Below are 20921 nucleotides of genomic sequence, written 5' to 3' on the forward strand. Positions count from 1 at the left end.
CCCTTTACGGACGCTGCCATAGGAATTACCTCTGTGCCAATTGACCAGAGGATCCAACATGACCAAAGCCCCCCTGACTATCTATTTGGCTGCACCACGCGGATTTTGCGCGGGCGTGGATCGTGCGATCAAGATCGTTGAAATGGCACTGCAAAAGTGGGGCGCTCCGGTCTATGTACGGCATGAGATCGTACACAACAAATTTGTGGTCGATGGGCTACGCGAAAAAGGTGCCATTTTTGTTGAAGAGCTGTCTGATTGCCCAGATGATCGACCAGTGATCTTTTCCGCACATGGCGTTGCCAAGGTCGTCCCGGCCGAAGCAGAGCGCCGCAACATGGTATATGTCGACGCAACTTGTCCCCTGGTATCCAAGGTGCACATCGAAGCGGAACGCCACTCTGACGCTGGTCTGCAAATCATCATGATCGGTCATGCGGGCCACCCGGAAACCATTGGCACAATGGGCCAGCTGCCAGATGGCGAAGTGCTTTTGGTCGAAACCGAAGAAGACGTTGCTAGCATAGAGGTCCGCGACCCGACGCAATTGGCCTTTGTGACGCAAACGACCCTATCCGTTGACGATACCGTTGGCATTGTGGCCGCGCTGCAAAAACGCTTTCCAGCTATCGTTGGCCCACACAAAGAAGACATCTGCTACGCCACCACCAATCGCCAGATGGCCGTCAAAGCCATGGCCGAGAAAGTGGATGCCATGCTGGTCGTCGGCGCACCAAACTCGTCCAACTCTCGCCGCTTGGTCGAAGTTGGCGCAAAGGCTGGTTGTAGCTACAGCCAGCTGGTGCAACGCGGTGCAGACATTGATTGGCGCGCTTTGGGTGATCTTACCTCGGTCGGCATCACTGCTGGCGCCTCGGCCCCAGAGGTACTAGTGAACGAAGTCATTGATGCTTTCCGCGAGAAATACGATGTGACTGTCGACATCGTTGAAACCGCCGTTGAAACGGTGAATTTCAAAGTGCCACGCGTTTTGCGAGATGTGGAACTGAACGCCTGATAGGCGCCACTCTGGACCGAAGATTGAACTAGCTTCACATTGGGGCTAGACGTGCCCGCCCAATATTGGCTATCGGCGTCCTATGGCACAATTACACGCATACACTGACGGAGCATGCTCCGGAAATCCCGGCCCCGGCGGATGGGGCGTTCTGATGCGCGCCACGAATGGCGATGAAATCATCAAAGAACGCGAGCTTTCTGGCGGCGAGGCTCTGACAACCAACAACCAGATGGAGCTTATGGCGGCCATCATGGCATTGGAAACCCTTGAACGTGCCAGCACGATCACGGTGGTTACTGACAGCGCCTATGTCAAAAATGGTGTAACCGGTTGGATTCACGGCTGGAAGCGTAACGGCTGGAGAACGTCTGCCAAGAAGCCGGTAAAGAATGTAGAGCTGTGGCAGCGTCTTGATGCCGCTCAAGCAGGCCATACCGTGACTTGGGAATGGGTTAAAGGCCACGCTGGCCACCCGGAAAACGAAAAAGCAGACGAACTGGCCCGCGCGGGCATGGCCCCCTTTAAGACCGGTAAATCATAATGACGGCGCTCGGTTTTCTCGACTTTGCTTCTGTCTTCGTTTTCGCGTTGACCGGAGCGTTGGTCGCAAGCCGTGCGCAACTTGATCTTGTGGGTTTTGCCTTTGTCGCTTGTTTAACTGCTGTGGGTGGCGGGACACTGCGTGACTTGCTGCTTGGCCGTGATCCCGTTTTTTGGGTCGGGCAACCCGGATACATCTTGCTGGCCTGCAGCGCTGCCCTGCTTGTGTTTTTCACTGCGCATTTCTTGGAAAGCCGTTATCGAGTTCTGCTTTGGCTCGACAGCATTGCGCTGGCTGTCGCGGTGGCTGCGGGAACTGGTGTAGCCATGGACCTTGGCCACGATCCGGTCATCGTCGTTTTAATGGGCATTTCAACGGGATGTCTTGGCGGTTTGATGCGTGACGTCGTCTGCAACGAAGTTCCCTTGCTTTTGAAGCAAGGCGAAATCTATGCGACGGCAGCTTTCTTGGGCGCATCTGCAACCGTTGTCGCCAGTTGGCTTGGGCTGCAAGGGCTCGCGCTGCTGGCTATCTGCGCAGGTGTCACATGGGGCCTACGAGCAGGCTCCATGCTGTTTGGTTGGCGCCTACCGGTCTATAAAGCGCGGCCACCTCAGCAATAAGACTTAGGCGGCTTGCTGACCTTCGTCTTCGACACCTTCGATCGTTTGCAAGAATGCCCTAACCTCTTGCTTCTTACGCAGGCGTGCTGCCTGATCTCGGTGCCAAACCAGCGCTTCCTCGTGATACTTGCGAAGCGTTGCGTCGCGAAGCAAACGCGCTTTGACGTTCATGGCCGCACCAAAGTTTTCAGCCAATGTTGCGTCTTGGACATCGTTCTTATCGAATTTCTTCCAATACCCAGGCGCAATGCCCTGCGTATGGTGGTTTGCACGACCACGCGCTTTCTTATTCAACAGTGCGTCTTGAGAACGCAAAGCGTAATGATTGAGCTGCGCACCTTCATAGCCATAGTCTTCGTAAACGAACAACGCCGTTGCAATTTGCTCTTCGGTCAAACGTTGGCCATTTGGCAAGATCCAGCGCACGTCCTTTGCGTCTTCGGCAAGGAACGGACGATGCACCCCCAAGCGTTCAAACTTGCTGGTATTACGGTGCATGGTTTTAAAGAAACGGTTCTCGTTAATGTCGCCACGCTCATGTTGCGTTAGCGTGAAATTCTGTGGAACAGGTGTTGCTTCGATTTCTTTCACACCGGCATTTCCGAACACACGCCAGACAAACGAAATGGCATCAGCTTCTGGATACTGGTCAATCAGACCGGGAAGCGTGCCGTCACCGGAATTGATTTGTAGATATTCATCCACATCGATGACCATGATCCAATCAGATTCTAGTACCGTCTGTTCGTACTGCGCCCACATCAACGCACTTTTGTGCGGACCACGGCGCATAACACGGTTGAAGCGATGCTCCACAACGCCAGCGCGGTTCAGGCAACGCAAAATATGATCAGTGGAATCTGAACAGTCATTTGTGAAAACCACAAAGTCTGTCACGCCAAGTGTTTTGTAGTGCGCGATCCAGTCGAGGATATAAGGTCCCTCGTCCTTCATTGTTGTAACAACGGTAATCTTCGGCCCAGTTCCTAGGCTCGTTGTGGATGTGCCTGCCATTTGCTTCGCTCAACATTAAGTTGTGGTTAATTATTTATTAACGTTAGCTTAGCCTGGCGGCAGAATTCGGTCCAGAAAAAGGTCATATTGAGACATTAAAGGTCAGGTTTTCCCAACCTTTCATGCACATTTTCGGTGTATCGAAGGAAGATCAAAGTGTCTGGCCGGGCGCTAAAGCAAAGCCACGCAAGAAAACTTCGGAATCTTGAACACCCTTACCGGCCCTCTGTAAACGCAGCAATTGCACCGCACTCTCGCCACAGGCGACTGTTAGCGCGTCATCAAGAATTTCGCCGGGCGCGCCTGTACCCTCCGCCAATCGCGACGCCAAAAGCTTCACGCGCTGCCCCTCAATCTCGCACCAAGCACCCGGGAAAGGCGAAAGACCACGGATCCTACGGTCGACGACGGAAGCGGGCTCAGACCAGTCGATTTTGGCTTCTGCCTTGTCGATCTTGCTGGCGTAGGTCACACCCTCTTCTGGCTGTGGCTCAGCGGTCAAATTATCCAAATTAGCCAGAGCATCCACTATCGCCTTTGCGCCAATCTGGCTTAGATGATCATGCAACTGTTGTGTGGTTTCTTCGGCACCAATCGAGGTGGTCTGCCGCATCAATACTGGACCAGTATCAAGCCCGGCCTCCATCTGCATTATGCAAACACCCGTTTCAGTATCCCCAGCCATAATCGCACGATGAATTGGTGCAGCACCGCGCCAGCGTGGCAAAAGGCTTGCGTGGATATTTAAACAGCCACGCGCAGGAGCATCCAAAATCGCCTGAGGGAGCAACAGACCATATGCGACAACCACTGCAACATCTGCGCCCAGCGCCGCAAACTCCGCCTGTTCATCTGCCCCCTTAAGGGACACTGGATGGCGAACCGTCAGCCCAAGTTCTTCTGCACGTGCCTGAACGGGCGATGGACGCTCTTTCTTACCGCGTCCGGCTGGGCGGGGTGGCTGGCTGTAAACTGCTACGATCTCATACCCGGCGTTAACCAAAGCGTCCAGAACCGGAACCGAAAAGTCCGGCGTGCCCATAAAGACAATTTTCATCGCAGCTTCCCAGCCTTCTTGATCAACATCTCGCGCTTTGTGCGGCTGAGGTGATCGAAATACATACGCCCATTGATATGGTCGATTTGATGTTGAACCGACGTTGCCCAGAGACCAACAAAGTCTTTCTCTGCAGCGTCACCGTTTTCATCCATATAGCGCACTGTCACAGCCCGTGGGCGTTTGATGACGGCAGACACGCCCGGCAAGTTCGGGCTGGCCTCTTCGTGTGGGCGCAGCTCGATGGATTTATGTAAAACCTCGGGGTTAGCCATTTTCACAACCTGCCCACGTTCGCTTGACGCATCCACGACAATCAATCGGCGCAAGACACCGATCTGATTGGCCCCCATTCCCACTCCGGGCATGGCTTCCATCGTATCGATCAAATCCTGCCAAGTCTGACGATCTGCGTCCGAAATTTCCACGACAGGCTCTGCCGCGGTTCGAAGCCGCTTGTCGGGCCAAGGCAAGCAAGATTGAACGGCCATTAGCGTGCTAACTCGCGTTTCAATTTTAGTGATTTGCGCGTTATCATCTGCCGCTTCATCGGGCCAAGGTAATCAATGAATAGCTTGCCATTCAAATGATCAATCTCATGTTGAACACATGTCGACCAAAGCCCGTCAAAATCTTTTTCCTGCGGGTTTCCATCCATATCAATCCATCCAACGCGCACTTCTTTCGGGCGCGTAACTTCGGCAAATTGATCCGGAATCGACAAACATCCTTCTTCGTAAACGTTCGTCTCATCCGAGGAAGACAGCACCTCAGGATTGAACATCACAGTGGGCTCTGGGGTGCCCTCTTTGACGCAATCCATCACGATCAAACGAGATAGCACACCAATTTGGGGCGCCGCTAAGCCAACGCCTGGCGCCTCGTACATGGTTTCCAACATATCTGCCGCCAATGTGCGTAGCTCGTCGCTCAGGTCAGCAACAGCATCGCATTTCTTTTTAAGGCGAGGATCGGGATGAATAAGGATCGTTTTTAGCATGCGGCTGACATAGGCCAAGGCGCTACTTTCTGCAACGGGTCTTGCGCTCACCTCGCTTTTGTCTAGCGTGCGGATGTCGCATTTATACCGAAATACAGGAACGTTTTATGAATTTTGACGATGTCATCAACCGGGTCGGCACCGATTCAACAAAATGGGATCAAATGGAACGCGGATTCGGCGTTTCCCCAGAGAATGGCATCGCCATGTGGATTGCCGACATGGATTTTGCAGCCCCTGAATTTCTGCAAAACGCGGCTCGCGGTTTGATTGAAAAAGCCAACTACGGCTACTTTTCAGGCCTAGAATCGTTTCACGATTCCGTCGCTTGGTGGATGGAAACGCGTCACGGCTGGACAATTCAAGCCGATTGGACATTTATCACGTTCGGTCTTGGCCACGGTATTGCTACAGCTTTGCAGGCTTTGACAAACGAGGGTGATTGTATCGCAACGTTCACACCGGTTTACCACGAGTTTCAATCAAAGATCGAAAAGGCAGGCAGAGTGAACACTCAGCTACCTTTGAAGGTGGATGAAACGGGCAAATACCGCATGGATTTTGAGGCCTATGACGCCTTAATGACCGGCAACGAAAAAGTAATGCTTATCAGTTCACCGCATAACCCTGCGGGGCGGGTGTGGACACAAGACGAGCTGACAGCATTAGCCGACTTCTGTATGCGCCATGATTTGTATCTGGTTTCCGACGAAATCCACCACGACCTCGTCTTTCCCGGCCACAAGCACCTAACGGCAGCAATTGCCGCCCCTGAAATTCTGGACCGTTTGGTGGTGACCACTGCTGCATCCAAAACATTCAACATCGCGGGTGCTCGGACAGGCTGTGTCATCATTCCAGACGAGAAACTACGCCAGAAATTTGCAGCGTTTTTCAATCGGTTTGATATCAGCGCAAACTTACTGGGAACGGAGTTGACCAAAGCCGCCTATTCACCAGAGGGTGCCGCTTGGGTAGATGCGCTTAACATCTATCTGCATGATAACTATCATCTTTTTAAAGGTGTACTCGATCAGATTCCTGGCGTTTCATTAATGCCGATGGAATCGACTTATCTCTCTTGGGCTAACTTTGAGGAAACCGGGCTGAGCATGGAAGAGGTGAACAACCGAGTCTATAAAACGGCTGAGATCGTGGCCACACCTGGCAAAGGCCTGGGAAATGGCGGCGCCACATATTTGCGGTTCAATCTAGGCACGCGGCGCAGCCTTGTTGCGGAAGCAGCAGAGCGCCTATCCAACGCATTTTCGGATCTAAAGTAATCCAGTCGTCCGCAGCTCTACGCCTTCCTGTAACCGGGAAGGCGAAAGTTGCATTACCCTTGCCGCGATCATAGCCTTCGCCGCAATGCTTCGAAATCGAATTACTTACTTTGGTCTGTGACCAATCCAACAGGCGCGTTGGCATTTCGGACATAGTCCAAGGCTGGCTTATCAGCCGCTGCCGTCGCACGCTTGAACTCGTAAAACATCTCGCCATTATCTTCGACCGATGCCACGACAAGACATTGGTACAAATGCCGTGCGCCATCATACAGATCAACAAACCCTCTTAAATGCGGAGCATCTTCTACGTCCAACGTGAATCCGTCTTCCTGAAACCGCAACACACGAAAAACCTCGTCGCCGGTTTTCACACGCAAACGATTCTTTTTCTTCAAATCCGCTTTGCGCGCAGCGTCCAGGCCCGCCTGAACATCTTTTGGAAGAAACATAGTCATTCTTTGGCTCCGTTCTGCCTAAATGGTCGCTCTAAAAGCATATTTCGTCAAGGTAGCACCAATATGACACCCGAGTTATGTGCACAATTGCGCAACACTTCTGCGCCCAGAAGGGTTGGTTGCAGTCAGCCTACTCTCTAGGTTGTCACCAACCACTTAAGGAGAAGACAATGGGTCTGCTGGTCGACGGAAAATGGACGGATCAATGGTATGACACCAAAAGTACAGGCGGGAAGTTTGTACGCTCGGTATCCCAATTCCGAAACTGGATCACCCCAGATGGTGAAGCTGGCCCAACTGGCACAAACGGCTTTGCAGCAGAATCTGGACGCTACCATTTGTACGTATCTAATGCTTGCCCTTGGGCGCACCGCACGTTGATATTCCGCCAACTGAAAGGATTGACCAACCACATCACGGTTTCAGTGGTGCACCCTGACATGTTGTCCAATGGTTGGACTTTTGAGCAAGATGAGAATGGCGCGACAGGTGACGACCTATTTGGATATGACTTTGCTCATCAGATTTATTCACGTGCTGATCCAACATATTCTGGACGCGTCACAGTTCCAATTCTTTGGGATAAGCAGCGCAACACAATCGTTTCGAATGAAAGCGCGGAAATCATCCGCATGTTCAATAGCGCGTTCAATAACCTTACAGGCAACACACTCGATTTTTGGCCTGAGGCCCAGCGCGATGCGATTGAGGACGTCAACGAGCGCATTTACAGCAATGTGAACAACGGCGTCTACAAATCGGGGTTTGCCACGACACAAGTTGCCTACGATGCAGCCGTTCGTCCCCTGTTTGAAACCCTGGATTGGCTCGAAGAACGCCTGGGACACAGCCGTTATCTGATGGGTGATACGCAAACTGAAGCGGACTGGCGCTTGTTCACCACATTGATCCGTTTTGACCCCGTTTACCATTTGCATTTCAAATGTAACTTAAAGCGAATTGTAGATTACCCGAACCTCTGGGCGTACACACGGGATCTCTACCAAACGGCAGGTGTGGCAGAGACGGTGAACATGCCGCATATTGTGCGCCACTATCACTATAGCCACGAATCCATAAATCCGCATCGGATCATCCCCATTAATCCCCAAATCAACTTTCTGGAACCCCATGGCCGCGCCTGATGGCCTCTACACATCAATTGAAAATCGGCGGGCGCAGTGTCGCATCCAGTTAGTGCGCCCGTGAACCCGCCGCCTCTTCTCTTGCCAAATGCCCTAAATTCCGCGAACACAGCATCAAGTTAGCAGGTGGAACTTTATGGCAGAGACAAAATCAAGAGATCACGGCGGCGGTTTGGATGCCGCAATCGCCCAATGGGGCGGAACACGTGATCAGTGGCTTGATCTCTCGACGGGGATCAACCCAGTGCCTTATCCATTGCCCGAATTCCAAGCTCATAGCTGGACAGCGCTACCAGACAAGGCAGCGCAATCTGCTCTTACTGACGCCGCACGAAGCTTTTGGAATGTACCAGATGACGCTGCAATCCTCGCGGCTCCCGGCGCGTCTAGCCTGATTGCACGTATCCCCACACTCTATCCACAAAGCCAAGTCGACATCCCTCAGCCGACTTACAACGAGCACGTTGCTGCTTTCCGCGCTCAGGGTTGGGACATTTCGGATGAGGCAGAGACACGTGTTCTTGTGCACCCGAACAATCCGACCGGCCATATCTGGACATCCGCTGATTTGACCGCACCTGTCATGATCATTGACGAAAGTTTTTGTGACATTGCGCCGGAACAGTCTCTAATCGCCCACTCAAATCAGCCGGACCGGATTATCCTAAAGAGCTTTGGAAAGTTCTGGGGGCTCGCAGGTTTGCGCCTTGGTTTCCTTATCGGCGCGCCTGATATCATTGCTAGAATGCAGGATGTGATTGGTCCGTGGGCTGTTTCCGGTCCAGCCCTTGAGGTCGGAATCCGTGCCTTAGCAGATCATACTTGGGCCAGCGAAACCCGCGCCCGCCTATCAGTTGACTGTCTCCGCCTAGACGCGCTTATGACCCAAGCTGGCGCTAAGGTGAGTGGTGGCTGCGATCTGTTCCGGCTTTATGACGTGACGAACGCGGCTGAATGGCAAGATCGTCTCTGCCAACACCACATTCTTAGCCGCATTTTCCCATACTCTGACACATACCTGCGCCTAGGCTTGCCTACCCCGGATCGCTGGGCGCAGCTAGAAAACGCCCTAAAGGACTAAGTCATGGACATCGCGACAATCCTGTTCCTTGCCCTTTTGCTAGACGCTGCCCTTGGGGAACCAAAGTGGCTTTGGGACAATTTCACACATCCGGCAGTTATGATCGGAAAAGCCATTGGTTGGGCAGATGAACGCTTCAATAAGGGTGGTTCACGCCGTTTAAATGGTGCGCTCTTGGCGATAGCTTTGATCGTAGCCAGTTGGGCGATGGGTAACGTCATCTCTTGGTTTGGTTGGCTACCAACCCTGATTGTCGCGGCCATCCTGCTTGCACAACGTTCTTTGGTGGACCACGTCAAGGATGTTGGTGATACACTGCGTATCTCACTTGGGGACGGACGCAAGGCCGTTGCCAAAATCGTGGGTCGCGACACAGCCGCTATGGATGAACCGGCAGTTGCACGAGCGGCCATTGAAAGTGCCGCGGAAAACCAATCAGACGGCGTCATTGCCCCTGCCTTTTGGTTCCTAATCGGCGGCCTACCTGGGCTATTGATGTACAAGGCCGTCAATACAGCGGACTCAATGATCGGATATAGAACGGAAAAGCACGAGGATTTCGGCTGGGCCTCAGCCCGCCTAGATGACTTGCTGAACTGGGTTCCTGCTCGTCTAACCGCCCTGTTGATCGCTGCGACTCACAACGCTCTAGGCCGCTGGCCCGACATTAAAGAAGACGCAGGCTTTCACCGTTCCCCCAATGCAGGCTGGCCAGAATCCGCAATGGCGCAGTCGCTGGATGTGTCGCTCAGCGGCCCGCGTTCCTACGAAGGCGAGATGCGCGAGTATCCATACGTGAATGACTTTGGTCGCAAAGACATTGGCCCAAACGACATCGACGCCGCAACCAGCGCACTATGGCGCAGCTGGGCGCTTGGGCTGGCAATCGTTGGCCTATTCGCTCTGCTCTGACAGTTGCGGTTCAATGCGCAGATGTTAGTGTGCGCGCAAATAAAGTAATGAGGTTCCCCATGCGATTTGCCCTGACACTTGCAGGCCTTTGCCTGTCCGCCACAACTGCCTTGGCAAATACGCCCTGCGGCGGCTCATTTTCCGGCTTTGTTAAAGGGCTCAAATCAGAAGCCGTCGCCCTGGGCCATTCTCAAGACACGGTTAACAAATTCTTCTCAAGTGTCGCGCAAGACAACCGCACTCTGAAGGCTGACCGCGCCCAAGGCGTGTTTCAGAAACCATTCCTAGAGTTTTCTCAGCGGCTTATCAGTTCAAACCGCTTGAATGGCGGCAAGACCAAAGGCAAACAACTAGACGCTGTATTTGACCGAATTGAACAGGAGTATGGCGTATCGCGCGGGGTGCTTCTGGCATTTTGGGCGTTCGAAACGGACTTTGGTGGCTTCCAAGGTGACTTTAACACCCTGAACTCGCTGGTGACTTTAGCACATGATTGCCGCCGCCCAGAATTATTCCGCCCGCAAGTTTTTGCAGCGCTTGAGCTATACGAAACCGGAGATTTCTCCCCAACCAGAACTACTGGCGCTTGGGCGGGCGAAATCGGCATGGTTCAAATGCTGCCTGCCGACATCATTGAAAACGGCGTTGATGGCGATGGTGACGGAAAAGTAAGTTTAAAAACATCAGCCACCGATGCCCTGATGTCTGGCGGTAAAATGCTGCAACACCTTGGTTGGCAAAAGGGCCAGCCTTGGCTGCAAGAAGTGACCGTGCCTTCAAACTTGGATTGGTCACAAACCGGCTTGAACACCACCAAGACGGCATCCGACTGGACCAAAATGGGTGTGAAGCCTCGGCAAGGGACTGTCGCGAACCTACCGGCTTCTTTGATTGTTCCGCAGGGCCGTAAAGGGCCTGCTTTCTTGGCCTACCCAAATTTCAAAGTCTACTTTGAATGGAACCAAAGCTTTATCTATGTAACCACCGCCGCCTATTTCGCCACACGCCTTGAAGGTGCTCCAGCTTACAACGCTGGCAACCCGGAACCTGGCCTGCAAGGGCAACAAATGAAAACGCTGCAAAAGAAGCTGCAGCGTCGCGGCTATGATGTTGGTAAAATCGACGGCATTCTGGGTGCTAAAACCCGTGATGCTGTTCAGGCAGAGCAGCAACGCCTTGGCCTGCCAGCTGACGCATGGCCGACACCAGCGTTACTAAACAAACTGTAAGCAATTACTCAGCTGGCCGAATTGGGAAACGAACACCTTTTTCGGTCAGCAGCATCAATCGTTCCTCTGCTTGGATGAACTGATCACAGCGCGAAAAGCCATTTACGAATTCGATGCAAACGGTGCCATCTGCCCCCAGCTCATAATATCCGTATGCCGAACCTCCATCATTGCCATAGGTGTAGGTATATCGGCCATCTTCGTAATAATATGACTGCCCATCATCAAAGAATGTAACAGTTTGTCCTACCAATCGCTTCTCTAAGGCGGGCAAAGACAACCAATCCTCGCCGTCACGTAACCTGTCATCTTGAGCAGAAGCCGCGCCAGCGAACAACATCAAACCAATCCAGAATTTTCTCATTCATAGGCCCCTTGTTTTGACCAGCCTAGCGGATCAAATGCCAAAGGTGCGTCACGTTCAGGTGATTATGCTACAAGAGTTTCGGCAGCTTTAAGGTCAACTGACACGAGCTGGCTCACGCCTTGCTCTTGCATGGTCACTCCAAATAGTCGGTCCATTCGCCCCATCGTCACAGCGTGGTGCGTAATAATTAAAAACCGCGTTTCTGTTTGACGGCACATTTCGTCCAACAGATCACAGAAACGAGTGACATTCGCGTCATCCAACGGCGCATCAACTTCGTCCAACACGCAAATGGGGGCTGGGTTCGCCAAGAACACCGCGAAGATCAAGGCCATCGCTGTCAGAGTTTGTTCACCACCTGACAACAAAGACAAAGTCGAAAGCTTTTTGCCAGGAGGTTGGCACATGATTTCCAGGCCAGCTTCCAGCGGGTCGTCACTTTCCACCAAAACCAGATTTGCTTCGCCACCACCAAACAGGTGCTTGAACAGCATTGTAAAGTTGCTGTTCACTTGCTCAAACGCTGTCAGTAGACGCTCGCGCCCTTCAGAGTTCAGGCTAGCAATTCCAGACCGTAACGTGCGGATCGCCTCTTCAAGGTCTTGCTTCTCGGTCACCAAGGTCGCGTGCTCTTCTTGAACTTCGCGTGCGTCTTCTTCAGCCCTCAGATTGACCGCACCCAGAGCATCCCGCTGGCGCTTCAGCCGATTTACATCGGCCTCAATCGTTTGGCTGTTTGGCATGTCCTCTGGTGAAACGGACAAGCTTTCCAGCAATGTATCTGGCGTTTGCTCCATTTCATCACTGATACGTTCGGCAGCGGTTGTAACTGTCTCCCGCGCTGCATCCGTCAGCGCCTCAGCCCGCGCTCGTGCTTCACGCGCCTCAGACGCTGAACGTTCTGCATCGCGCTCTGCTTGCTCAACGGCGCGCAAAGCGGTCTCGGCCTCAGAGAGTGCGTCCGCAGCAATGCTACGACGCTCGGTCGCGTCTTCAATTGCGACTGTCAGGTCTTCACGCTTTTCCGCAATCTCCTCTGGCGCCATTTGTGCTTCGATCAGCTCTTCTTCAGAAGACGCTTTGCGTTCGGACAATTCACCACTGCGTTTCTCAGCGGTTTCTAACCGATGCCGCCAGCCAGAAATTTCTTTTTTAACCTGCTGGCTCCGCCCCAAGCGAGCCTCGCCTTCGCGCCGTAGCTCATCATGAGAAGAGCGTTTGGACATCATGGTTATGCGTGCCGCTTCCACTGCCATTTTGATGTCTTCAACAGCAGCCCGAGCGACATCTAAGTCACCCAAATCGCTCATCGCACGCTCTGCTTCTTGCAAACGGGTCCGTGCTTCTAGGGCTTCCTCTTCGTGACGACGAACCGCATGGCCCATCGATTCCAGTTTACCTTCCGCCAAGTTGCGATCTGCTTCTGCTCGGCTCAGGGCGCGCGCCGCATCTGCAACCGCCCGGTCGGCGTCTTTGCGGGCTTCGCGCGCACGCTTGTCTGCCTCGGCAAGCACGACCAGCCGCATCTGTAGTGTTTCGTGCGCATCAACAGCACCGTCAGCCCGCGCAGTTGCCCGGGCCATTTCTTGCTTTAGTTCTTCTAGGCGGTTCAATTGCTGCAAACGCAGTGCCGCCGCACTTGGTCCATCTTCGGCCCAAGAGCGGAATCCATCCCAGCGCCACAGATCACCTTCAAGTGACACAAGGCGCTGCCCGGGTTTCAACAATGGTTGCAAGGCTAGTGCATCCTCGGGTGCCACTAGTCCGATCTGGTTCATCCGACGTTCTAAAACTTCGGGCACAGACACGTGCTGGACCAATGATGTCACACCATTAGGCAATTCCTGAGTTTCATCATATTGCGGCAGCGTGTGCCAACCCGAGGGGCCATCTTCGTCAACTTCGGGTGCACGCAAGTCATCTGCCATCGCAGCGCCCAGCGCCTTTTCAAAACCTTGCTCAACTTGGAGCCGGTCCAAGATTTGACCACCCTCTGCTGTATCACGCTCTAGCAACTTGGCGAGCGAGGTGACTTCAGCACGCAACGCATTCAGCTCACCTTCAGCCTCAGACCGTTCCGCCCGCGCATCCGCTTCTCGCGAATGCGTTTCGTTCCGTTCATCTTCAGCCTCGGCTAACGCTTCTTCTGCCAATGAGGCGCGCTCTATAGCCTCCTCCTCAGCTTCCTTCGCCAGATCAAATTCTTCTTCAAAACGCTCAAGCGCCGCTTTGCTCTCTGCAACGACATTCCCGGCCTTTTCGGCCTCAGCTTCGCTCTTTTCCTGCTGACGCTGTGTATCACTTAACAGTCGTTGCGCTGAATGATGCCGCGCCGCTAATCGCGCGACATCTTCCGTCAGTTCGGAAAGGTCGCTTTCCCGCTCCTGGAGCAACGACGCCGCTTCACGTGAGGCGTCTTCGGCTTCTTGAATTCGCTCATCGTGCCCTTCCGAAGCTTTTGCCAGCTCGCGTTGCTCCCACTCCAGACGTTCAATCGTGTCTTCGGCGTCACGGTTCAGGCCAGACTCGCGCTCCATGTCGCGTGCTAACTGATCAATCCGGTTAGTCAGCGTCAAAATAATCTGGCGGGCGTGATCTTCCTGATCCTTTAAACTGTCACGCTGCACTTGCAGGCGCTGTAGGATCGCACTTGCTACGGCTTCTTCTTCACGTAACGGAGGAAGCGCCTTATCCAATTCTTCGCGACGCTTTGCAGCCTCACGAGCGGCGGTTTCAGATTGTGCCGCCGTCATTGTGCAGGCTCTTAGACCTTCTTCAGCCTTCGCACGGGTTTCCTCCGCCTCACGCCAGCGCCGGTAAAGCAGCATACCTTCGGACTGCCGTAACTCAGCGCCAATCGCTTTATATCGGGCCGCTTGCCGCGCTTGCCGCGCCAAAGACGCTAATTGGCTGGCTAACTGCTCCACCACGTCATCAACCCGCGTCAGGTTCGATTCCGCGCCCTTTAATTTCAATTCTGCTTCATGCCGCCGTTGGTACAACCCAGAAATCCCGGCGGCTTCTTCTAGAATCCGACGCCGTGCTTTGGGTTTTGAGTTAATCAGCTCAGCAATCTGCCCCTGACGCACAAGCGCTGGCGAGTGCGCGCCTGTTGACGCATCCGCAAACAGCATCTGCACATCTCGCGCGCGTACGTCTTTGGTGTTCACTTTGTAAGCAGAGCCAACGTCGCGGGTAATGCGCCGTGTAATATCCAGATTGTCATCGTCGTTGAAACCCGCAGGCGCTAAGCGATCACTATTGTCGATCTGCAAAGCAACCTCTGCAAAATTGCGAGCAGGGCGCGTCGCGGCGCCTGCGAAAATCACATCCTCCATGCCACCACCGCGCATAGCGGTTGGACGGTTTTCACCCATCACCCAACGCAGTGCCTCAAGCAGGTTTGATTTTCCACAGCCATTTGGTCCGACAACGCCGGTCAGCCCGTCAGCAATAATCAGGTCCGTCGGGTCTACAAAGCTTTTGAAGCCCGTCAATCTGAGTTTGGAAAAGCGCAAATAGCTATATCCTGTGATTCCGTGTGTTTTGAGTCTGCTTAAGTCGCGCCCCTCAAGTCAACGATTTTCCACCGAATATGGGGTGATCGGCAAAGTTATCCACAAAATATTGCGGTTGCTTAGATGCCAGTTCGCCGTTTCAACACTAGAAATAGGCCATAAAGGGTGAGCACCAAGCGTTTCAACGAAGCTATCATTCAGCCAGCCGCCCAATCAGTTTCAATCTGGACACCTCCTGAAAAATTCTAACAATTACGCCGTGCCACTTAAATCAAAGGATCGTTATGTCTCAGGTTACCGTCGCAATCGCAGACCCAAGAGATCCACGCGCCACTGCGTTGCTTCATCGGAGTCATGCGCTGATGCAATCGCTTTTTGCCGAAGAAGATAATCACTACCTCGAAGTGTCCGAACTTTGCGCGGCCAACATCAGCTTTTTCGTAGCGAAAAAGGACGAAACCTATCTTGGTTGCGTCGCACTTGCGAATAAGGGCCATTATGGTGAGATGAAGTCGATGTTTGTTGACCCGGCCACCCGAGGCCTTGGCATTGGTGCAGCACTCATGCAGCAACTTGAAACCGAGGCTCGTGCGCAAGGCCTTGTGGCAATTAAACTGGAAACCGGAGACACGCTTCACGAGGCCCATCGTCTGTACTATCGGTTCGGATTTTCCGATTGCGGCCCTTTTGGCGACTATACTGCCAGTCCTGCTTCTGTCTTTATGATGAAATCGCTGACTTGATAGCTTAGAGAACAAGCGGCTTTCAGCAAAGCCTTACACCCAGACACGATATGCCGCTTTTTGGCGGCCTTTTCCAAACTGCGCGCTCTTCCTGAACTGGTAGCTGACTACAATCCAGCCTCCCTTTTAGCATTGCCACGTCCCCGTGCATTGTTTCCACCGTACATCCGGTCGCTTGTTCCATCGCCAATTCAGCTTTTCGCGCGATGACCCCGATCATCGGTCGGCTCTCGGCATTAACCCGGATCGCCTCGGCCACCTCACCTTGATGGCGGATGTCGAAATAACTTCCATCAACCTCCACCTTTTGCACTGGTGCATTCCAAAATGCGGGGCTTGGCGTGTCACAGGCAGCTAATAGGAATAAAAGGCATAGAAAACGGTCCATCCGCCTTCTCTGCCTCATCATAGTTAAGAATTTGTTAGCGGGTTATAACGCCGCGCGAATAACCTTTGCCAAACGCGCAACACCCTCACGAATTGTGGCTTCGTCTGCACAAGAAAAGCTCAACCGCATGGTATTGTGACCAGTTCCGTCAGCGAAGAATGCCGAGCCAGGAACAAAGGCCACCTTTTCCGTTTTCAAAGAGGTCGCGAAAATGTCGGCAGCATCCAATTGAGTTGGAAGCTTGATCCATACAAACATGCCCCCCTCTGGCTTCGTCCACTCTACCCCGTCTGGCATATGTTCGTTCAAAGCAGACAGCATCGCATCGCGACGCTCGGAATAGACATTTCGCAATGTCTCTACGTGCTCGTCAAACATTGTTTCTGCAACATGTGTCATAGCCATCTGGTTGATGGTCGAATTGTGCAGATCACCGGCTTGCTTCAATAGAACCATTTGCGAGATGAGAGGCTCCGCAGCGCAGACCCATCCAATGCGCAAACCGGGTGAGAGTGTTTTGGAGAAGCTACCGCAGTAGATGGTACGGCAGTCATTGATGCACCCCTTTCGTGCAATCTCAAGCGCAAGAATTGGTGGGATCGCATCGCCGTCATAGCGTAAGGATTGATAAGCCGCGTCCTCAATAACGGCACAATCCAGTTCCTCGGCCATATCAAGCAATGCCTCACGACCAACCTGATCAACAGTCTCGCCCGTTGGGTTCGCAAAGTCCGCAGACAAATAGGCAAACTTTACTTTTCCTCCGGCGGCTTCTGCTTCTGCTGCGAAATCAGAAGGGGCCCGATTGCTTAGAACATTCAAACGATCATAACGCGGTTCATAAGCGTTAAACGCGCCAAGCGCTCCGAGGTAGGTCGGCCAGTTGATCAACGCAGTATCATTGGGGGACAGGAACACCTTCCCCAGATAGTCCAAGGCCTGCTGTGACCCATTTGTGATCATAATGTTGTCGACCGTACAGGTGACGCCCAGCTTTTGCATCTGGCCCGCAAGCCATTCGCGCAATGGTAAAAACCCTTCGCTGATTGAATACTGCAAAGCAGAACCAGCAGATTCAGCAGACAGTGCCTTCTGGTATCCTTCCGAGAACGCAGCGGCTGGAAAAAGCGCCGCATCAGGTATCCCCCCGGCGAACGAAATGACGCCAGGTTGATCCAATAATTTCAATAGCTCGCGGATTTCAGACGCCTTCATCCTGGATGCGCGCGTCGCAAATACTTTCTGAAAGTCCATCGAATCGCCTTCCTCTCCCAAATTTAATGAGACAGTATTGCAGACCTATAATATGTCAACCTCGCTGACGTACGTGTGGAATTGCACCTCGCGTCACTTGCAGCCTTCCGTCAGCCATGGTCATATGTTGTGACCAATTTAGCCCGAGGCCCTATGCCCTTTCAAAAAGTGACACCAGAAAAGCTGTCGACATCGGTCATTCGACAGATCGAACTACTGATCTTGCGTGGCATCCTACGTCCAGGAGAGAGACTCCCTTCTGAGCGAGAGTTATCCGAGCGCCTTGGCGTCTCTCGCCCATCCTTGCGCGAAGCAATTTCCGAGCTACAGGAACGCGGGTTGCTGGACGCGAAAGCAGGCGCAGGAGTATTTGTGGCCGATGTATTAGGCAACGCCTTTAGCCCAGCATTGATCAAGCTGTTCGCAGCCCACGATGACGCCGTATTTGACTATATTTCCTTTCGCCAAGACATGGAGGGCCTCGCAGCTGAACGCGCTGCGAAATTCGCATCTGACACGGATCTGCAAGTCATTGACGCGGTCTTCCAAAAGATGGAGGCCGCTCATCCGAAACGGAATCCAGCTGACGAAGCGCGGTTAGACGCTGAATTTCATCTAGCGATAATAGAGGCCAGTCATAACGTCATAATGCTACACATGATGCGTTCAATGTATGAGCTTTTGCGCGAAGGTGTTTTTTACAATCGCACGATGATGTTCAAACAACGCACGACCCGCTCCGAGCTATTGGAGCAACATCGCCGTATTAATATTGCACTGCAATCACGTGATCCAATCGCAGCACGCAAGGCCGTCGAGGATCATCTGTCGTTCGTTGAACAATCACTTGCTGATCATAGTAAATCACTACGCAATGAATCGATCGCACAGCAAAGGTACGAACACGAGCAGGATAGAGGCTAAAATTAAAAAAACCCAGCCACATGGGCCGGGTTCCTTAATTCTTCAACAAGGTCGAAACCTAAATATTTGCTTAGTGCAACTTCGCATCAACATCTGCGATTGCAGCGTCGATCAATTTGTTACCATCCGCAGCAGTCATGCCTTTTGCAATCACTTCATTGGCAGCGCCAACAGCGATCACAACAGCTTGGTCACGAACTTCTTTAACAGCCTTGGTTTGCGCAGAAACGATTTGCTCTTCTGCCGCGGTCAGACGACGCGCGATAGAGGCCTGCAAGTCGACCTTCGCTTGTTCAGCCGCCGCAGTCGCATCTTCTTTGGCTTGCGCCACGATGCGATTTGCTTGCTCCTGAACTTCTTTCTGCTTGCGCTCATAAGACGCCAGAATTGTCTGAGCCTCTTCACGCAACGCACGAGCTTCGTCGAGTTCCGACTGAATGCCCTCTGCGCGCTTATCCAAAAGGCCACTTAGTGTTGAGGGCACTTTGAACTTTAGCAGAACAAGAATGAAAAGGATGAACGCCAACAACACAACAAAGTCGGTGTTTTTCAGCGAAAGAAATGGTCCAGATGCAGCAAACGCTGGGGAGGCCATTGTCAGAGCAAGAAGAGTCGCCAGTTTACGCATATCTCTTACCCCTTCATCCGTGCTTCAACAGCAGCTTTAACGGCTTTGGCATCTGCCTTACCACCAAGTGCTGCAACGATTTCTTTAGCCGTATCGGCTGCAACGTCGCGGATGCTGTCCACGGCACCGGCCCGAATTTCGGCGATTGCCTTTTCGGATTCGGCAGCTTTGGCAGCGATCTCAGCGTCCGCTTTCGCGATTGCCGCATCCAAATCGGTCTGAATTTCTGCTTTGGCTTCACCAACAATGCGCTGTGCTTCCGCACGTGCATCGACAAGCGCCTGATTATAGGCTGCTTCAGCTTCGCCAGCTTTCGCCTTTAGCTCTTCAGCCGCGGCGATGTCATTTGTGATTGTCCCCTGACGCTCTGCCAGAACCGCAGCAATGCGCGGAAGCGCGATGCGCGAAAGGACGAAGTAGATCACGACAAGCGTGACCAATAGCCAGAAAATCTGGTTACCCCAGTTAGAGAAATCCAGCTGTGGCATGCCTGGAGCCGAAGCAGCGTCTGCTGCGTGGCCTGCGGCGGCGTGTGTATCTGTCGCCATAACGTCCTCCTGGGAACTTCCGTAGTCTTACGGGTGAACGGCTAATGCACGTCCACCCGCACGTAAGGATGGTTCCGCTAGATTAGACGGCGAACATCAGCAGAAGTGCAACTAGGAACGAGAAGATGCCCAGTGCTTCTGCGAACGCGATACCGATGAACAGTGTCGCTGTTTGAGATGCTGCTGCGGATGGGTTACGAAGTGCGCCAGCCAAGTAGCTTGCTGCAACGTTACCAACGCCCAGTGCTGCTAGACCGGTACCTAGACCTGCGAGACCTGCGCCGATGTGTGCGAGTTGACCTTCCATGGTGAATTCTCCTTACGTTGGAAGTTTATAGAATAGATGTGAAACGTTTGAACTGTTGGGTGAGCCGAGGTTGCCCCGGCTGCCCATTAGTGTGATGGATGCAATGCGTCCCGAAGGTAAACGCATGTGAGGATCGCAAAGACGTATGCCTGGATAAAGGCAACCAGAACCTCAAGTGCATAGAGTGCCGTGATGCCCAAGATGGACAGCGGGGTCACGATAATACCAACCGCTGTTGGGATTTCGTTGACAACCAGCGCCGCCGCGAAGGCTGCGAAAACTTTGATAACTGCGTGGCCAGCCATAACGTTACCCGCAAGACGAATAGAGTGGCTAACAGGGCGTACGAAGTAAGAGATCAGTTCGATAACTGCCAAAACCGGACGCAACGCCATAGGAGCGGAAGACACCCAGAACAATGCAAGGAACTTAGCGCCGTTCTTCGCGAAGCCAACTGCAGTTACCGTTACAAAAACCAGCAAAGCAAGCACGACAGTGACAGCAAAGTGTGATGTTGTAGTGAACGACATTGGGATCAGGCCCAAGAAGTTCGAGAAGACGATGAACATGAACAGAGTCATGATGTATGGGAAGAACCTCACAGCGTCTTTGCCTGCAACGTCTTCGACCATTTTGAAGATGAAACCGTAAGCAAGCTCAGCAATAGACTGAGCGCGCGTTGGGATAACTGCTCTGCGAGATGAGCCGAAAACCATCATTGCCACCAAGCCAACAACCGCTAGGGCCATCCACAGGGTCGCGTTTGTGATGGTGAACATGCCAATGTGATCGCCGCCAAACAGAGGCTTCACAGTGAACTGATCCATTGGGTGGAAAACCAAACCACCTTCGTCTGCGCCGTGTACTTCGCTTGCCACGT

Annotated in this window: 23 protein-coding genes; 10 read left to right on the forward strand and 13 right to left on the reverse strand. The window is 52.9% G+C overall.

The features are described 5' to 3' along the window. The first annotated feature begins 58 nt into the window (after positions 1-58). The 3 genes from ispH to Q4544_RS13850 all read left to right on the forward strand — a co-directional run bounded on the left by ispH (position 59) and on the right by Q4544_RS13850 (position 2185). Positions 59-1018, forward strand: a complete 960-nt coding sequence (gene ispH / locus Q4544_RS13840; protein ID WP_303507228.1) for a 4-hydroxy-3-methylbut-2-enyl diphosphate reductase — start codon at positions 59-61, stop codon at positions 1016-1018. Between the two features lie 82 nt (positions 1019-1100). Then, the gene (gene rnhA / locus Q4544_RS13845) at positions 1101-1562 is read left to right on the forward strand and encodes a ribonuclease HI (RefSeq protein WP_303507230.1); all 462 of its coding nucleotides are present in this window, start codon (positions 1101-1103) and stop codon (positions 1560-1562) included. Continuing rightward, complete coding sequence (locus Q4544_RS13850; RefSeq protein WP_303507233.1) at positions 1562-2185, forward strand: trimeric intracellular cation channel family protein; 624 nt, start codon at positions 1562-1564, stop codon at positions 2183-2185. The genes rnhA and Q4544_RS13850 overlap by 1 nt, the downstream gene beginning before the upstream one ends. Positions 2186-2188: 3 nt before the next feature. Here the strand turns inward: Q4544_RS13850 and Q4544_RS13855 are convergent, their stop codons facing one another. The 4 genes from Q4544_RS13855 to def (Q4544_RS13870) form a co-directional block, all read right to left on the reverse strand. After that, on the reverse strand, positions 2189-3199 hold the full coding sequence (locus Q4544_RS13855) for a glycosyltransferase family 2 protein (RefSeq protein ID WP_303507235.1): 1011 nt from the start codon (positions 3197-3199) through the stop codon (positions 2189-2191). 151 nt (positions 3200-3350) lie between these two features. Beyond that, entirely contained in the window at positions 3351-4256 is a 906-nt protein-coding gene (gene fmt / locus Q4544_RS13860; protein WP_303507237.1) for a methionyl-tRNA formyltransferase, read from the reverse strand. Further along, positions 4253-4747 (reverse strand): peptide deformylase, encoded by a 495-nt coding sequence (gene def, locus Q4544_RS13865; RefSeq protein ID WP_303507238.1) that lies wholly within the window; start codon positions 4745-4747, stop codon positions 4253-4255. Before def (Q4544_RS13865) ends, fmt begins: the two co-directional genes overlap by 4 nt. Then, positions 4747-5256, reverse strand: a complete 510-nt coding sequence (gene def, locus Q4544_RS13870; protein WP_303507283.1) for a peptide deformylase — start codon at positions 5254-5256, stop codon at positions 4747-4749. Before def (Q4544_RS13870) ends, def (Q4544_RS13865) begins: the two co-directional genes overlap by 1 nt. A 107-nt stretch (positions 5257-5363) precedes the next feature. On the opposite strand from def (Q4544_RS13870), the gene Q4544_RS13875 reads away from it, so the two are divergent. Beyond that, positions 5364-6539 (forward strand): MalY/PatB family protein, encoded by a 1176-nt coding sequence (locus tag Q4544_RS13875; RefSeq protein ID WP_303507240.1) that lies wholly within the window; start codon positions 5364-5366, stop codon positions 6537-6539. Between the two features lie 101 nt (positions 6540-6640). Here the strand turns inward: Q4544_RS13875 and Q4544_RS13880 are convergent, their stop codons facing one another. Beyond that, positions 6641-6997 carry a hypothetical protein gene (locus tag Q4544_RS13880; RefSeq protein WP_303507242.1) on the reverse strand — a complete coding sequence of 119 codons (357 nt, stop codon included), beginning with the start codon at positions 6995-6997 and terminating at the stop codon, positions 6641-6643. 170 nt (positions 6998-7167) lie between these two features. Between Q4544_RS13880 and Q4544_RS13885 the strand changes: the two genes are divergently transcribed. From Q4544_RS13885 to Q4544_RS13900, 4 genes are all read left to right on the forward strand, one after another. Beyond that, a complete protein-coding gene (locus Q4544_RS13885; RefSeq protein ID WP_303507244.1) occupies positions 7168-8142 on the forward strand; it encodes a glutathione S-transferase family protein in 975 nt (324 codons plus the stop codon). A 136-nt stretch (positions 8143-8278) separates the two neighbouring features. Continuing rightward, on the forward strand, positions 8279-9223 hold the full coding sequence (locus Q4544_RS13890) for a threonine-phosphate decarboxylase (protein WP_303507246.1): 945 nt from the start codon (positions 8279-8281) through the stop codon (positions 9221-9223). A gap of 3 nt (positions 9224-9226) precedes the next feature. Further along, the gene (cbiB, locus tag Q4544_RS13895; RefSeq protein ID WP_303507249.1) at positions 9227-10135 is read left to right on the forward strand and encodes an adenosylcobinamide-phosphate synthase CbiB; all 909 of its coding nucleotides are present in this window, start codon (positions 9227-9229) and stop codon (positions 10133-10135) included. 59 nt (positions 10136-10194) lie between these two features. Beyond that, positions 10195-11364 carry a lytic murein transglycosylase gene (locus tag Q4544_RS13900; protein ID WP_303507251.1) on the forward strand — a complete coding sequence of 390 codons (1170 nt, stop codon included), beginning with the start codon at positions 10195-10197 and terminating at the stop codon, positions 11362-11364. A gap of 4 nt (positions 11365-11368) precedes the next feature. On the opposite strand, the gene Q4544_RS13905 is transcribed toward Q4544_RS13900, so the two are convergent. Beyond that, complete coding sequence (locus Q4544_RS13905) at positions 11369-11728, reverse strand: hypothetical protein (RefSeq protein WP_303507253.1); 360 nt, start codon at positions 11726-11728, stop codon at positions 11369-11371. A gap of 65 nt (positions 11729-11793) precedes the next feature. Continuing rightward, positions 11794-15249, reverse strand: coding sequence for a chromosome segregation protein SMC (gene smc / locus Q4544_RS13910; protein WP_303507255.1), 3456 nt, complete (start codon positions 15247-15249; stop codon positions 11794-11796). 284 nt (positions 15250-15533) lie between these two features. On the opposite strand from smc, the gene Q4544_RS13915 reads away from it, so the two are divergent. Beyond that, a complete protein-coding gene (locus Q4544_RS13915; protein WP_303507257.1) occupies positions 15534-15992 on the forward strand; it encodes a GNAT family N-acetyltransferase in 459 nt (152 codons plus the stop codon). 22 nt (positions 15993-16014) lie between these two features. Here Q4544_RS13915 and Q4544_RS13920 read toward each other — a convergent pair whose 3' ends face one another. Continuing rightward, complete coding sequence (locus tag Q4544_RS13920) at positions 16015-16380, reverse strand: hypothetical protein (protein WP_303507259.1); 366 nt, start codon at positions 16378-16380, stop codon at positions 16015-16017. Between the two features lie 42 nt (positions 16381-16422). Continuing rightward, a complete protein-coding gene (locus Q4544_RS13925; protein WP_303507261.1) occupies positions 16423-17634 on the reverse strand; it encodes a PLP-dependent aminotransferase family protein in 1212 nt (403 codons plus the stop codon). A gap of 153 nt (positions 17635-17787) precedes the next feature. Between Q4544_RS13925 and Q4544_RS13930 the strand changes: the two genes are divergently transcribed. Then, the gene (locus Q4544_RS13930) at positions 17788-18558 is read left to right on the forward strand and encodes a FadR/GntR family transcriptional regulator (RefSeq protein WP_303507263.1); all 771 of its coding nucleotides are present in this window, start codon (positions 17788-17790) and stop codon (positions 18556-18558) included. Positions 18559-18628: 70 nt separating this feature from the next. Here the strand turns inward: Q4544_RS13930 and Q4544_RS13935 are convergent, their stop codons facing one another. From Q4544_RS13935 to Q4544_RS13950, 4 genes are all read right to left on the reverse strand, one after another. Next, a complete protein-coding gene (locus tag Q4544_RS13935; RefSeq protein WP_303507265.1) occupies positions 18629-19186 on the reverse strand; it encodes a F0F1 ATP synthase subunit B in 558 nt (185 codons plus the stop codon). 5 nt (positions 19187-19191) lie between these two features. Further along, a complete protein-coding gene (locus Q4544_RS13940) occupies positions 19192-19734 on the reverse strand; it encodes a F0F1 ATP synthase subunit B' (RefSeq protein ID WP_303507268.1) in 543 nt (180 codons plus the stop codon). An 82-nt stretch (positions 19735-19816) separates the two neighbouring features. Beyond that, on the reverse strand, positions 19817-20041 hold the full coding sequence (locus Q4544_RS13945) for a F0F1 ATP synthase subunit C (protein ID WP_303507270.1): 225 nt from the start codon (positions 20039-20041) through the stop codon (positions 19817-19819). A gap of 86 nt (positions 20042-20127) precedes the next feature. Further along, on the reverse strand, positions 20128-20919 hold the full coding sequence (locus Q4544_RS13950) for a F0F1 ATP synthase subunit A (RefSeq protein WP_303507272.1): 792 nt from the start codon (positions 20917-20919) through the stop codon (positions 20128-20130). Between the last annotated feature and the right edge of the window lie 2 nt (positions 20920-20921).

This window comes from Cognatishimia sp. 1_MG-2023, from assembly GCF_030548175.1.
Classification (GTDB): Bacteria; Pseudomonadota; Alphaproteobacteria; order Rhodobacterales; family Rhodobacteraceae; genus Cognatishimia.